This is a genomic window from Campylobacter sp. BCW_4323, from assembly GCF_001763115.1.
Taxonomy (GTDB): Bacteria; Campylobacterota; Campylobacteria; order Campylobacterales; family Campylobacteraceae; genus Campylobacter_D; species Campylobacter_D jejuni.
In genome coordinates this window covers 1-13726 of the sequence record NZ_MJYC01000026.1, presented here as the reverse complement: position 1 = coordinate 13726, position 13726 = coordinate 1, and the positions used below count along the sequence as shown (strand labels likewise).

Below are 13726 nucleotides of genomic sequence, written 5' to 3'. Positions count from 1 at the left end.
AAGGAAATTTTATAGTTATATATTCTAACATAGTAAAATAAAAAATCCGCTTAATTCTTAAACAAGGTCTTAGCAAATTCGATTGCTTCATCACTAACAAGCTCTCCACTTACCATCCTAGCAAGCTCTTTAATTCTTTCTTTTTGATCAAGCTTTTTTACCTTACTTTCTTCACCATTTTTTTCAACCAAAAAATGATTATGCGCCTTAGATGAAAGTTGGGGTAAATGAGAAATAGCAAAAATTTGATAAAACTTAGAAAGCTCCTCTAAAACCTTAGCTATACTCATAGCCTCTTTTCCACTTAAATTTGCATCGATTTCATCTAAAAATAATATCCCTTTACCTGCATTTAAAATTTTACATTCTGTGGCTATAAAAGCAAGTCTTAAGCGATTTAATTCACCTGAACTTAAATTTTTTAAATGAGCTAAATTAATATCTAGCATCATCTCATCTTTGCCTAAAATTGAAATTTTTCCACTTTCTTTAAGCGTCAAACTTGCATCTTTCATATAAAGTTCTTTAAGATAATTATTTAAACATTTTTCTAATTTTCTAAGGTTTTTCTTTCTTGTTTGAGTTAAAATTTGTGCTTTTTCTTCTAATTTTTGTTTTGATTCTTGAAATTTTTTTTCAAGTTCTTTTTTTTCAAAACTTAAATTTTCATAATGTTCTAGTTCATGTTTTTTTTGTTTTAAAACTTCTAAAGCATTTTCTATGCTTTCATAACGCTTGATGAGATAGGATAAATTTTCAATGCGATCTAAAAGTGTCTCCACATCAAAATCCAAATCTTCCATTTTTTGATTTTCACAAATCACGCGTAATTCATTTAAACATTCACTAAAAAAACTCGCATCAACTTCGCTTAAATTTAAAGCTTCAATAACAACTTTTTCAAGCTCAAAAATACGCTCTGCCTTACTCCAAGCTTCTTCTAATTTATCTTTTTTAGAAAGCTTCTTTTTAAGTATTAAAAGCTCTTCATACTCACCTATTTTAGGATTAATGCTTGAAATTTTTTCAATTTGCACTCTAGCTAATTCTTTTAATTCTTCTACTTTTTTTTCTTCTTCTAAAATTGCATTAAGCTCATTAGAAATTTGACTATAAGCATTAAAATCTTTTTTAAAATCTTCCAAAAAGGAAACAAAATTTGTATTTTCTTGCATTTCCAAGGCATCTAAGAGATTTAAAAATTTTTCATTTCCAAATTCGTTATTTTCCTTTGCGCTTAAATACTTAATAAAAGTTTTACTTAAATTTTGCAAACTTTTTTTCGCTATGCTTTGATTGTTAATAAAATATTTTGTGTTTTTTTCTTTTAAAAGCTTAAAAACATTCTCCTCTTCACTTTCTATGCCAAAACTTTCTAAATCTAACTTATCATCTAGCTCTATTTCGACAATTTTAGCCTCACTTTCACTCAAAGAAAATGCGGATAAAATTCCTTTAAACAAGACCGATTTTCCAGCTCCACTTAGCCCTGTAAAAACGGTAAGCCCTTTAGAAATTTCAAGCTCAGCCTTTTTAAAACCAAGATTTTCTTTCATAAAAATTCTATTTATCATCAATTTCCCCAGTGTAATTTTTCTTTTAAAATTTGAAAATAATCCCTATTTTTTGGGTGAATTAAAGCCACATTTTTATCACTTAAACCCACTTTTATACTTTTAAAATCATTCATTTTATAATTTTCTTGCCCATCAATACAAAGTACGCAATCCTTTGCCATAATCTCTATTTCAAAACCTTTTGGCAAGACAATAGGGCGTTGTGTTAAAGAATGAGAACAAACAGGAGTTAAGATAAAAGCTTGAGCTAAAGTATAAACTATGGGTCCATTTGCACTTAAATTATAAGCTGTTGAACCCGCAGGAGTTGCAACAATAAGCCCATCTCCAAAATATTCATTAAATTTCTTTTCTTTTCTAAAAACTTCTATATGAGCCATAGATGCTTGATTATTTTTACTGATAACCACATCATTAAAAGCCAATTTTTCTAAAATTTTTCCTTGCTTATCTTCTAAAAAAACACTTAACAAATAAGGCTTTTCTATTCTAAATTCTCCTTGAAAAAAAGCTTGAAAAAAATTTTCAGCTTCATCAACTTTAAAATCTGTTAAAAAACCTAAATGTCCAGCATGAATTCCTAAAACTGCTTTATCATATTCACAAGCTTTACGGCATAAAGAAATCAAAGTTCCATCTCCACCTAAAGAAATAACAAAATCAGATATTTTAAACAAATCATCCAATCCATACTTTGGCAAATTTAAAATTTCAGAACTTTCTTTAAACAAAACAAGTTCAACTTTATATATAGATAAAATCGATTGAAGTTTTAAAATTTCCTTATCTAAACTCACATTGGGTCGCGTAACAAGTCCAATTTTTTTAATATTCTTATGATCTATTTTATTTTGCATAAAAAATTATATCAAATCTTAGCAAAGCAAAAGAATAAAAATACTATAATTTTGCTCATTATCTTAAAAAATCTTTTTCAAGGAATAAATTTGCGAAGTCATTATAATACAGACTTGGGAATTTCCCATGTTGGTCAAAGCGTTAAACTTTGCGGTTGGGTAAATAGCTACCGCGATCATGGTGGAGTTATTTTTATAGATTTAAGAGATAGAAGTGGTATTATCCAACTTGTTTGCGATCCAAATGATAGCAAAGAAGCCCATGAAATCGCTTCCAATGCAAGAAATGAATTTGTACTTATTGCAGAAGGTACTATTCGTCCGCGTGGTGAAGGACTTTTAAATCCTAAATTAAAAACAGGAGAAATCGAAGTAGTTGTTTCTAAACTTACCATAGAAAATGAAAGCGCCGTGCCTCCTTTTGCCATCGCTGATGAAAGTGTAAATGAAGAATTACGTTTAAAATATCGCTTTTTAGATTTAAGAAATCCTAAACTTTATGAAAATTTTGCCCTGCGTTCTAAAGCTTGTATAGCAGCTAGAAATTCTTTGGCAAATATGGGATTTTTAGAAGTTGAAACCCCTATTCTTACCAAAGCTACTCCCGAAGGTGCAAGAGATTATCTCGTGCCTTCTCGTGTGCATCAGGGTGAATTTTATGCTCTTCCACAAAGCCCTCAGCTTTTCAAACAACTTTTAATGTGTAGCGGTTTTGATCGTTATTTTCAAATCGCAAAATGTTTTAGAGATGAAGATTTAAGAGCTGATCGCCAACCTGAATTCACACAAATTGATGTTGAAATGAGTTTTTGCGAACAAAAAGATGTGATCAATGTAGCTGAAACTTTTTTAAAAGATATTTTCAAAGCTTGCGGCAAAGAAATTCAAACCCCTTTTAGACAAATGCAATACAAAGAAGCTATGGAGAATTATGGCTCTGATAAGCCGGATTTAAGATTTGATCTTAAATTTATTGATGTTATTGATATTTTCGCTAAGTCAAATAATGAAATTTTTGCAAATATCGCCAAAGATACAAAGAAAAATCGCATCAAAGCCATACGCGTTCCAAAAGGCGATACTATTTTTTCAAAAAGACAAATGCAAAGATTTGAAGAATTTGTGCGTAAATTTGGCGCTCAGGGTTTGGCTTTCATACAAGTTAAAGAAGATGGACTTAAAGGTCCACTTTGCAAATTCTTTAGCGAAGAAGATTTAAATGAACTCAGCAAACGCTGTGAACTTGAAATAGGAGATGTGGTATTTTTCGGTGCAGGAGCTAAAAAAACCGTGCTTGATTATATGGGAAGATTTAGAATTTTCTTAGCTAACGAGTTAAATCTTATAGATCCAAATGCCTTAGAATTCTTATGGGTTGTTGATTTTCCTATGTTTGAGCAAAATGATGACGGAAGTTATTCTGCGATGCACCATCCTTTTACCATGCCAAAAAATATCGATGAGACTGATTTAGAAGAAATTTCATCTATCGCTTATGATGTAGTACTAAACGGCGTTGAGCTAGGTGGAGGTAGTATAAGAATCCATAAAAACGATATTCAGCAAAAAGTATTTAAACTTTTAAATATCGATGAAGAACAACAAAAAGAAAAATTTGGTTTCTTACTTGATGCTTTAAGTTTTGGTGCTCCACCACATGGAGGTATCGCTATAGGACTTGATAGACTCATCATGCTAGTTACAGGGGCAAACAGCATAAGAGAGGTTATAGCCTTTCCAAAAACCCAAAGAGCACAATGCTTAATGACAGATGCACCATCGCCTGCTAATAATGAAGCAATGAGAGAATTAGGAATCAAACTAAGGGAGAATATAAAATGAAAGAATTGTTTTTAATCATAGGTGCACCAGGTAGTGGAAAAACTACCGATGCTAGTTTAATCGCACAAGCAGATGCGACAAATATTACACACTATTCAACAGGAGATCTTTTAAGAGCTGAAGTAGCAAGTGGGAGTGAGCTTGGAAAAACTATAGATAGTTTTATCTCCAAAGGCAATCTTGTTCCTTTAGATGTTGTTGTAAATACTATAGTTTGCGCACTAAAAGCTGCTCCAACTAAAACTATCATCATCGATGGCTATCCAAGAAGCGTAGAACAAATGATGGAATTTGACAAGGTTTTAAGTGAGCAAAATGAAATTTGTCTTAAAGGTGTCATAGAAGTAAGAGTAAGCGAAGAAGTTGCCAAAGAAAGAGTTCTAGGCAGAAATCGTGGTGCAGATGATAATGAAGAAGTGTTTTACAATAGAATGAAAGTTTATACAGAACCTTTAAATGAAATTTTAGATTTTTATCAAAAGAAAAAACTTCATTTTATTATCGATGGAGAGCGCACTATCGAACCTATCGTCGCAGATATGAAAGAACTGATTAAAAAAATTCAAAGTATATAAGGAGAAAAAATGGATTTAAGCAAAATCAAAATCGGAGATATTCCAAATAAAATCAATGCCGTAATCGAAATTCCATACGGCTCAAACATAAAATATGAAATCGATAAAGATAGTGGTGCTATCATGGTAGACCGCGTTATGGCTAGCGCGATGTTTTACCCAGCAAACTATGGTTTTATTGCCAATACTTTGGCTGATGATGGTGATCCTGTGGATATTTTAGTACTTAATGAATATCCTATCCAAGCTGGAGCTGTGATTCCTTGTCGCTTAATCGGTGTTTTAATCATGGAAGATGAAAGCGGAATGGATGAAAAACTTCTTGCGGTTCCAAATTCAAAAATAGATGCAAGATATGATAATATAAAAACTTACACAGATTTACCACAAGCAACTTTAAATAAAATCAAAAATTTCTTTGAAACTTATAAAATTTTAGAGCCAAACAAATGGGTTAAAGTACAAGATTTCAAAGATGAAAAAGCTGCAATTGAAATTTTAGAAAAAGCAATCAAAAACTACAAATAATCCTAGCCCTTCAAAGGGCTAAACTCAAGGAAAACTCACAATGAAAAATATCGTTTTAGGTGGTGGTTGTTTTTGGTGTGTTGAAGCTGTATTTGAACGCCTAAAAGGTGTAATCGATACTGAAGTTGGATATAGCGGAGGAAATCCAAATCCTAGCTATGAAAGCGTGTGCAATGGTGATGGCAACATAGAAGTTGTCAAAATAAATTATGATGAAAAACAAATCTCTCTTCTTGAAATCTTAACACTCTTTTTTAAAATTCATGATCCAACAAGTATAGATAAACAAGGTGGAGATATTGGTATACAATATCGCTCAATAATCTTTTACGAAAATGAAGAAGATAAAATTTTAGCTCAAAATTTCATCGAAGAACAGCAAAAAATATTAAGCAAAAAAATAGTTACTAAAATTTCAAGATTGCAAACTTACTACAAAGCTGAAAACTATCATCAACATTATTTTACAAATAATCCCAATCAAGGATATTGTCAAGCTGTAATAGCTCCAAAACTGCAAAAAATACAATCAGACTAATTTCATCTTTTTAAGGTTAAAAAAATTTCAACTTTATTCACAGCCTTTTCACGCTGTGATTTTCTTTTCAAAGTAGTTAAAAATAGAACTTTAAGCTTTAAAATAAAGAAAAAATTATTTATTGTTTTTTAAGTTTTTTTATGAATTAGTATTTAAATGTGAATAATTTTATTAATTAACATAATTTCCTAAGCTTAGCTATAAAAAATCCATCATAGTCTAAGCTTGGTAAAATCCGTCTGCATTTTGAAATTTCAGCAAATTCTTCACTTTGCCCTGCTTTAGCCTCAACATTTTCCAAATCAATATCTAAAAGATCTAATTTAAACTCGCTTTTTAAAGCATTCTCTATCACTTCTTCATTTTCTTCCTTGGTAAAGGTGCAAGTACTATATACAAGCTCTCCACCTATTTTTAATGCCTTTAAAGCAGAATGTAGAAGTTTTTTTTGAGTTTTTGCAATATTTTTGATTTCTTTATAACTTTTTTCTAAATCAAAACCTATTTTAGCAAAAGTTGAACAAGGCGCATCGAGTAAGATTTTATCAAATTTTAAAGGACATAAATTGCCTATATTTTTACCATCTTTCATAAAAACTTTAGCATTCACGCCGTAATTTTTAAGATTTTTTTGCAAAATAAAAAATCTATCCCTACTCATCTCATTGCAAGCTAAATAACCTGTATTTTGCATAAAATTTGCAAGATTGATACTTTTGCCACCCGGAGCTGCACACATATCAAGAACACTTTGCCCTGCTTTGACCTCTAAATTTAAAGCACACAAATAAGAAGAATAATTTTGTATATAAAAGTACGCCTCATTAAAAGCTTTCATAGAACTTAAGATGGCTTTATCTTTGGCGTCAAACAAATAACAATAAGCATTAATCTTTTTAAATTTTAAATTTTGTTTTAAAAATTCTTTTTCTAATTCTTCAGTGCTAATTTTTAAAGTATTTGCAAATACGCAAACATTTTTTTCTTGAGTAAAAGAAGATAAAATATTTTGCATTTCATCTTTGGTATAAAGTTTTTCTATTCTAGAGAGCAAAATAATCCTTTATCATGATAAAAGCAGCCAAAGAGTCTAATTTACCATCTTTTTTGCGTGTATTTGCTACGCCGTATTCTAAAGCTTCTTTACTTGTTCCGCTTTCATCTACAAAGCAAATTTCTTTATCAAATTCAAGCAAAGAAACAAAATGCTTAATGCGTCTTGTCATTTCTTCTTCACTTGACCCACCCTTAGGAATGCCTACAATGAGTAAAGAAATTTCATGTATTTTAAGTAAATTTTTGATTTCATTAGCGGCTTGATTGCGATTTTTTCTTAAAACTGCATCTAAAGGTAAAGCGATCTTTTTATCTACGCAAAGCGCTACACCTATGCGTTTTAAACCTACATCTAAAGCCAAAGCTCTCATACTAAAACCCTTATAAAAAGCCCTTCTATGGAAATTTTTCCCTCAAGTTCGTATTCATAAACTTTTTGTCCATAAATTTTTAAAGCCTCATCAACACTCACACCTTTTTTACAAAACTCTAAAAATTCATCTTGATTTATATCTATACTTGCAAACTCACTTACAAATTCTTTAAAATCACAGATTAACTTTGCTTTATTTTCCTTTAAAAGTAAATTAGTCCCTGTGCTTTCTCCTAGTCTTTGCGGTAAAACATATAAAGGCTTATTAAGCTCTAAAGCAAGCCTTGCACTTTGCATAGAACCACTTTTTATATCTGCTTGTGCAACCACAACAGCCTTGCTTAAAGCAATAACCAAACGGTTTCTTAGTAAAAAGTCATAATTTTTTGGCAAATAATCATCTTCGTATTCGCTTAAAGCTAAAGCGTTTTCATAAATTTGTTTAATGATTTTTTCATTAGTTCTTGGATAAATTTGATCTAAACCATTAGCAAAAATACCTATAGTATTTGGCATAGCTGCCATACTTGCAGTGATATCCACACCCAAAGCACCGCCACTTACCACGCAAAGATGGGTATTTTTAAGCATACTCACTAAGGAAAAAACACAATTTTTCGTATAAACACTCATACGCCTTGAACCTATAATAGCGATTTTATCTTGTCTTAATAAAGATAAATTTCCTTTGTAGTGTAATTTTTTAGGAGGCTTTTTTAAATCTTTAAAAAGTTTCAAAAATTCATCAGGCAAAATTTCACTTGCCATAAATTTCACTCAAATACACAAGATCAACGCCTTTTAACAAATCCTTACTTTGCTCTAAGGCTTTAAAAGTATTTTTCCTAGGATGTCCTATGGCTATAACAAAACCTTTTTTTTGTGCAAGTTTTACTGCGCTTTGAAGTTGTTTTTTAACATAATTAACATCATCTTCATTATCCAAAAACACATCTCTTTGTATATAAGGCATACTGAGTTCTTTAGCGATTTTATTTGCCTTAGAATTTCCTATAGTTTTAGAATCTACAAAAAATATATTTTGATTTTTTAAAGCCTCGTAAAGCTTTCTCATAGCTTCTTCATTGCTTGTAAATAAACTTCCTGTGTGATTATTGATATATCTTAAATCCTTAAAATCTTTTTTAATTTGCTTGATTTTTTTAAAAATTCTTTCTTTGCTATCATTTGGATTTAAAGTATCAAGCTCGGGTTTATTGTAATTAATCGCTGCTAAAGGTAAATGCACCATATAAAAATCAAATTTTAAAGCAAGTTTTGGCGTTTCGCTATGGTTTTTATCTGGCGGAAAAAAAGAAGGATTTAACTTTAAATTTAAAGCTTTTAAACCTCTAACCTGACTTGCATTTGCCATATCATCGATAATAATAGCAAGTTTTGGTTTTTTAGAAATTTTATTTAAATGAATATCTTCATCAAAAGTTAAATTTTGATCTTGGGTTAAATTTATATCTTTTGGAATAAAATTTTGCTCTAAACTCTGATTTTGTTCTAAACTTAAATTCTGCTCCACACTGCTTAAATTTTGCTCATTTAAACTTGTATTTAAATCATCAATTTCTTGAATTTTTTGCTCTAAAATACTTACAGATTTATTATTATCAAACTCACTCTCTTGAAAAATACCAATTTCGTAATGATCTTTGTTTGATGAAATTAAATCTTCTTGTTTATCAACAAAATAATCCGGCTTAGCAGAAGAAACATCTTGGGAATTTTGATATTTTACTAAAATTCCCAAAGCTAAAGCTATACAAAGTAAAAAAAGTATAGCTATGATTAAATAACGCTGAATTTGAACTAATTTTTTCTTTGACAATGTTTAGTTCTTATCTTTATCTACTAATTTTTTAGCACTGATCCAAGGCATCATAGCGCGCAAATTACGCCCTGTTTTTTCTATCAAAGAATCATTCATATTTTTGCGTTCTGCATGCATTCTAGCAAAACCTGCACGGCGTTCTAAGATAAAATCTTTTGCAAAAACACCATTTTGTATATCTTTTAAAACACCTTTCATCGCTTTTTTAGTCTCTTCAGTAATAATCTTTGGCCCTGTGATGTAATCGCCGTATTCTGCAGTATTTGAGATAGAATAACGCATATCTGCAATACCACCTTGATAAATCAAATCCACAATGAGTTTCATTTCATGCAAACACTCAAAATAAGCCATTTCAGGTTCATAACCTGCTTCAACTAAAGTCTCAAAACCTGCTTGAATCAAAGCACTAAGTCCACCACAAAGCACGGCTTGTTCACCAAAAAGATCTGTTTCTGTTTCAGCTTTAAAGGTTGTTTCTATAATACCTGTGCGTCCGCCCCCAATCGCACTTGCATAACTTAAGGCTAAATTTTTAGCATTTTTACTTTCATCTTGATGGATGGCTATCAAGCAAGGAGTTCCACCTCCTAAAGTAAATTCATTTCTTACTGTATGTCCTGGTGCTTTAGGTGCTATCATAATAACATCTACACCTTTTGGAACAACAATTTGACCATAGTGGATATTAAAACCGTGTGCAAAAGCTATAGCCTTACCTTCACTTAAATTTGGTTTTATTTCGACATTAAAAATATCTGCTTGAATTTCATCAGGAGCTAAAATCATAATCACATCTGCTGTCTTAGAAGCCTCACTTACACTCATTACTTCAAAACCAGCATTTTTTGCTTTAACAGCACTTACACTACCTTCGCGAAGTCCGATAATTACATTTACGCCATTATCCCTTAAATTCATGGCATGAGCGTGTCCTTGAGAGCCAAAACCTATAATTGCTACTTTTTTTGATTTGATTAAATTTAAATCACAATCTTTATCATAATATACCGTAATAGCCATATTCACTCCTTAAAAATTCAAAAATTAAAGGTATTATTATAGCAATTAAAGTATAAATTTCATATTTTTTTTATAAACTTTATGTAAGAATTTTACAAAAAATCATAAAGTATCAAAAGTGAAAGAATTTTTAAACAGTCTTAGTTATGGCATTGGCTCTCACGAAGTAAGCAATGAATTTAAACAAATTTTAAGAGAACTTTTAGCCAATCACATCATCAAAGAACACAAAAACAAATACTATCTTAACAATGGTTTTGCCTTTGGGGTGCTTGATATTTCGAGCAAAGGCACAGGTTTTTTACAATGCTTTGATGAAAGTTTCAAAAAAGATCTTTTGATAGAAAACAAAAACCTAAAAGGTGCAAACTATAAAGATATAGTTGCGGTAAAACTTCTACCTTTAAAGAAAAAACGCCCTAGTGCAAAGGTAATTTTGGTTCTAAAAATAGCCAATGAAACCTCTTTAGTAATCACCAAAAGGTATGGCGAAGCCGTACTTGGAATGAATATCAAAACAGGATTAAGCACTGCCTTAAAAGCTTCTCAAAAATCCTTAAAATCGCTACCTTTAGGAACAGTTTTAAAAATAGAAAATGAAAATAACAATATCATAGAAGTTTTAGGGCATATTGATGATGAAAGTATAGATGAAAAAATCTCCTTAGCTCTTTTTAATAAAAATAACGAATTTAGCGACGCTTGTATCAAAGAAGCCCTAGCAAACGGCGATAGTGTTGATGCGAGTATGTATGAAAATCGCATGGATTTAAGAGCCCTGCCTTTTTGCACTATAGATCCTATACATGCAAAAGATTTTGATGATGCGATTTATTTTGACACTCAAAAACGAGAAATTTATGTAGCTATTGCTGATGTTAGCGAATATGTTTATGCTTATAGTGCTATAGATAAAGAAGCAAGAAATCGTGGATTTTCTATTTATTTTCCACATATTGCTATACCTATGTTACCTCGTCCTTTAAGTGAAAATATCTGTTCTTTAAAACCTCATTTAGATCGCTTAGCGTATTGTTTTAAAATCACGCTCAATCATGAAAATAAAGTCATCAAAGAAGAACTTTTTGAAGGTATTATCAACTCAAAACGCCGTTTTAATTACGATGAAGTTGATGAAATTTTGGTACAAAAACCTGATTTAAAAGAACTTTCATGGCTTTATGAGCTTTTTGAAATCACAAAAAATTTACGCAAAATGCGTCTTAAAAATGCCTTTGAATTTCGCACCGAAGAATTAAGAATGAATTTAGATGAAAATTTAAGTCTAAAAAGCACAGTTTTTGAAAAAGACACGCCTTCGCATAATTTGATCGAAGATTGTATGCTTTTAGCCAATAAAGCCGCAGCAAAACTCATAGATATAGGTATTTTTAGAAATCACTTAAGTGCTGATGTAAGAAAAATCGATAAACTTTTAAATGAATTACGCGAACTAGGCATCGATGTAAATTTTAAGCCCAATCTTCCTGAGCTCATACGCGACATACAAGCTTTAGCCGATGAGTTAAATTTAAGAGCAGAAGTAGATAAACTCATCATCAAAGCACAAAAAAAAGCGGAATATTCTAGCGTAAATGCGGGACATTTTGGCTTAGGTTTTGATAAATACTCACATTTTACAAGCCCTATAAGAAGGTATTCTGATCTTATTTTACACAGACTTTTAAAAGCCAAACAAAAAAACGATGAAAAACTTTTTAATTATCTGCTTTTAAACATAGAAAACACTTGCGAGAGTCTTAGTACGCTTGAAAGAGAGGCGGATAAGGTTGCTTTTGATTTTATGGATAGAAAATTTACTAGATGGGCAGCTAAAAATATAGGCAAAAAATTTAAAGCTTTGATTGTGCAAAATGATGGAGTTTGCATAGCTAAACTAGATGATGAAATCAAAGGAGCGGATATAATCCTTTATGATACGCGTGTAAATTTACTAGAAAGTGTTGAAGTGCAAATCATGGAAGCGGATATAGTTATGGCAAAAATTTATGCTAAAATCACCCAAAGACTTATAAAGGAAGAAAATGTATAGAAAAGAGCTTCAAACCCTGCTTTCTAAAGATTCAATACCTAATTTTTTCTTTCTTTATGGAGCAGATAATTTTCAAAGCGAACTTTATGCTGAATTTATAAAAGAAAAATATAAACCCGATGAAACTTTAAAACTTTTTTTTGAAGAATACAACTTCACTCGTGCGAGTGATTTTTTAAGCGCAGGATCGCTTTTTAGCGAAAAAAAATTATTAGAAATTAAAACCTCTAAAAAAATTCCAATAAAAGATCTTAAAATTTTAGTCGAACTTTGCAAAAACAATGCGGACAATTTCTTTCTTTTAGAATTTTATGATGAAAGTTCAAAGCAAAGTGACATAGAAAAAATTTTCTCTCCTCATTTTGTAAGATTTTTTAAAGCTAACGGAGCTAAAGAAGGCGTGGAGCTTTTAAGCATAAAAGCAAAACAACTAAGGGTTGAAATCACTCAAAATGCTTTATTTACTCTTTTTACAAGTTTTGATGAAAACTTGTATCTTGCTGCAAGCGAACTTAATAAATTTAGCGGTTTAAGAGTAGATGAAAAAACCATAGAACAATACTGCTATAGTTTAAATACAGGAAGTTTTGAAAGCTTTTTTGATAAAATTTTAAAAAAACAAGACTTTAAAAGCGAACTTGAAAAAATTTTAGATAATTTTAATGAAATTGCTTTAATCAACTCTTTATATAATTCTTTTTATCGTTTATTTAAAATCGCACTTTATGCTAAAGTCAATGGCAAAATTGATTTTAAAGAGCTTTTAGGCTACACTCCACCCCCTCAAGTGGGACAAAATTTAAGCTCTCAAGCCTTTAGTTTAAAAATCGAACAATATAAAGAAATTTTCATTCTTTTACTTAAAAGCGAATACGAGCTTAAAACCAATCCTAAACTCGTAAAAAAAGAATTTTTGATTTCAAATTTACTTAAACTTGCAAGGATTTTAAAAAGTTAATTTTTAATCTTCAATCCTCTTCACTTCTTTTTAATCGTCTTAAAATAATTTAAAATGATTTATTGTTAATCTTAGCTGAGTTTTTAAAATACTTTAAAAGAATGATTGTAATCTAAAAAGAGTTTAACAACCTTAAAAACATCCATCCTAATAATTTTAAAATTATCAGGATGAAATTTTTAACAAGTAGGAGAGTAAACTAATTAAACTAAGGTATGATCTTTTATAAGATTACCAAAGATAATTAAACTGAGCAAATCCTGTATGGGTATTGCCATCTTTATCAAACATTCCATTATAGTTTAAACTAAAATAGAAAGCTTCATTAACAGGAACGATAAAAGAAGTGCTTACAAATTTTTGTATTCTTGGTAAATCAAACTCATCACTTACTTTTATATTTCCAAATCTAGCCTCAGCTTCTACTTTAGGATTGATATTAAACTTAGCTCCAAGTTCTACTGAAGTTTTTAAATTAGGCAACCAATCTCTAAACCAAGTAA

Annotated in this window: 13 protein-coding genes and 1 pseudogene; 6 read left to right on the top strand and 8 right to left on the bottom strand. The window is 30.5% G+C overall.

Features of this window, described 5'->3' with window-relative positions; genetic code table 11:
• Window positions 1–50 precede the first annotated feature (50 nt).
• Complete coding sequence (locus AJN60_RS00690; RefSeq protein WP_070285683.1) at window positions 51–1574, bottom strand: AAA family ATPase; 1524 nt, start codon at window positions 1572–1574, stop codon at window positions 51–53.
• Entirely contained in the window at window positions 1574–2434 is an 861-nt protein-coding gene (locus AJN60_RS00685; protein WP_070285682.1) for an NAD(+) kinase, read from the bottom strand. Before AJN60_RS00685 ends, AJN60_RS00690 begins: the two co-directional genes overlap by 1 nt.
• Window positions 2435–2524: 90 nt before the next feature.
• On the opposite strand from AJN60_RS00685, the gene aspS reads away from it, so the two are divergent.
• The 4 genes from aspS to msrA are packed head-to-tail and all read left to right on the top strand — an operon-like array spanning window position 2525 to window position 5917.
• On the top strand, window positions 2525–4276 hold the full coding sequence (aspS, locus tag AJN60_RS00680) for an aspartate--tRNA ligase (protein WP_070285713.1): 1752 nt from the start codon (window positions 2525–2527) through the stop codon (window positions 4274–4276).
• On the top strand, window positions 4273–4851 hold the full coding sequence (locus tag AJN60_RS00675; RefSeq protein ID WP_002855137.1) for an adenylate kinase: 579 nt from the start codon (window positions 4273–4275) through the stop codon (window positions 4849–4851). Before aspS ends, AJN60_RS00675 begins: the two co-directional genes overlap by 4 nt.
• A 9-nt stretch (window positions 4852–4860) precedes the next feature.
• A complete protein-coding gene (gene ppa / locus AJN60_RS00670) occupies window positions 4861–5379 on the top strand; it encodes an inorganic diphosphatase (protein WP_002871349.1) in 519 nt (172 codons plus the stop codon).
• A gap of 40 nt (window positions 5380–5419) precedes the next feature.
• Window positions 5420–5917: a peptide-methionine (S)-S-oxide reductase MsrA gene (gene msrA, locus AJN60_RS00665; RefSeq protein WP_070285681.1), complete on the top strand. Its 498-nt coding sequence runs from the start codon at window positions 5420–5422 to the stop codon at window positions 5915–5917.
• Between the two features lie 175 nt (window positions 5918–6092).
• Here the strand turns inward: msrA and AJN60_RS00660 are convergent, their stop codons facing one another.
• Genes AJN60_RS00660 through ilvC form a run of 5 tightly spaced genes read right to left on the bottom strand, consistent with a single transcriptional unit; the run spans window position 6093 to window position 10212 of the window.
• On the bottom strand, window positions 6093–6932 hold the full coding sequence (locus tag AJN60_RS00660) for an RsmB/NOP family class I SAM-dependent RNA methyltransferase (RefSeq protein WP_079861543.1): 840 nt from the start codon (window positions 6930–6932) through the stop codon (window positions 6093–6095).
• 28 nt (window positions 6933–6960) lie between these two features.
• Complete coding sequence (gene ruvX, locus AJN60_RS00655) at window positions 6961–7344, bottom strand: Holliday junction resolvase RuvX (RefSeq protein WP_070243497.1); 384 nt, start codon at window positions 7342–7344, stop codon at window positions 6961–6963.
• Window positions 7341–8114 (bottom strand): DNA-processing protein DprA, encoded by a 774-nt coding sequence (locus tag AJN60_RS00650; RefSeq protein ID WP_070285712.1) that lies wholly within the window; start codon window positions 8112–8114, stop codon window positions 7341–7343. The genes ruvX and AJN60_RS00650 overlap by 4 nt, the downstream gene beginning before the upstream one ends.
• Complete coding sequence (locus tag AJN60_RS00645) at window positions 8104–9186, bottom strand: divergent polysaccharide deacetylase family protein (RefSeq protein ID WP_070276223.1); 1083 nt, start codon at window positions 9184–9186, stop codon at window positions 8104–8106. Before AJN60_RS00645 ends, AJN60_RS00650 begins: the two co-directional genes overlap by 11 nt.
• A 3-nt stretch (window positions 9187–9189) precedes the next feature.
• Window positions 9190–10212 carry a ketol-acid reductoisomerase gene (gene ilvC, locus AJN60_RS00640; protein ID WP_002871355.1) on the bottom strand — a complete coding sequence of 341 codons (1023 nt, stop codon included), beginning with the start codon at window positions 10210–10212 and terminating at the stop codon, window positions 9190–9192.
• A gap of 118 nt (window positions 10213–10330) precedes the next feature.
• On the opposite strand from ilvC, the gene AJN60_RS00635 reads away from it, so the two are divergent.
• Both AJN60_RS00635 and AJN60_RS00630 read left to right on the top strand, forming a co-directional pair.
• Window positions 10331–12265 (top strand): RNB domain-containing ribonuclease, encoded by a 1935-nt coding sequence (locus AJN60_RS00635; protein ID WP_070285679.1) that lies wholly within the window; start codon window positions 10331–10333, stop codon window positions 12263–12265.
• Window positions 12258–13223 carry a DNA polymerase III subunit delta gene (locus AJN60_RS00630; RefSeq protein WP_070285678.1) on the top strand — a complete coding sequence of 322 codons (966 nt, stop codon included), beginning with the start codon at window positions 12258–12260 and terminating at the stop codon, window positions 13221–13223. The genes AJN60_RS00635 and AJN60_RS00630 overlap by 8 nt, the downstream gene beginning before the upstream one ends.
• Window positions 13224–13454: 231 nt before the next feature.
• Here AJN60_RS00630 and AJN60_RS00625 read toward each other — a convergent pair.
• A pseudogene (locus tag AJN60_RS00625) lies at window positions 13455–13726 on the bottom strand (autotransporter outer membrane beta-barrel domain-containing protein); the annotation flags it as partial.

What these genes read in the sequence shown, in the direction of transcription:
- AJN60_RS00660 (WP_079861543.1), bottom strand. Translation starts at nt 6,932, where the DNA reads ATGCAAAATATTTTATCTTCTTTTACTCAAGAAAAAAATGTTTGCGTA.
- AJN60_RS00690 (WP_070285683.1), bottom strand. Translation starts at nt 1,574, where the DNA reads ATGATAAATAGAATTTTTATGAAAGAAAATCTTGGTTTTAAAAAGGCT.
- AJN60_RS00630 (WP_070285678.1), top strand. Translation starts at nt 12,258, where the DNA reads ATGTATAGAAAAGAGCTTCAAACCCTGCTTTCTAAAGATTCAATACCT.
- ppa (WP_002871349.1), top strand. Translation starts at nt 4,861, where the DNA reads ATGGATTTAAGCAAAATCAAAATCGGAGATATTCCAAATAAAATCAAT.
- ruvX (WP_070243497.1), bottom strand. Translation starts at nt 7,344, where the DNA reads ATGAGAGCTTTGGCTTTAGATGTAGGTTTAAAACGCATAGGTGTAGCG.
- ilvC (WP_002871355.1), bottom strand. Translation starts at nt 10,212, where the DNA reads ATGGCTATTACGGTATATTATGATAAAGATTGTGATTTAAATTTAATC.
- msrA (WP_070285681.1), top strand. Translation starts at nt 5,420, where the DNA reads ATGAAAAATATCGTTTTAGGTGGTGGTTGTTTTTGGTGTGTTGAAGCT.
- AJN60_RS00685 (WP_070285682.1), bottom strand. Translation starts at nt 2,434, where the DNA reads ATGCAAAATAAAATAGATCATAAGAATATTAAAAAAATTGGACTTGTT.
- AJN60_RS00675 (WP_002855137.1), top strand. Translation starts at nt 4,273, where the DNA reads ATGAAAGAATTGTTTTTAATCATAGGTGCACCAGGTAGTGGAAAAACT.
- AJN60_RS00650 (WP_070285712.1), bottom strand. Translation starts at nt 8,114, where the DNA reads ATGGCAAGTGAAATTTTGCCTGATGAATTTTTGAAACTTTTTAAAGAT.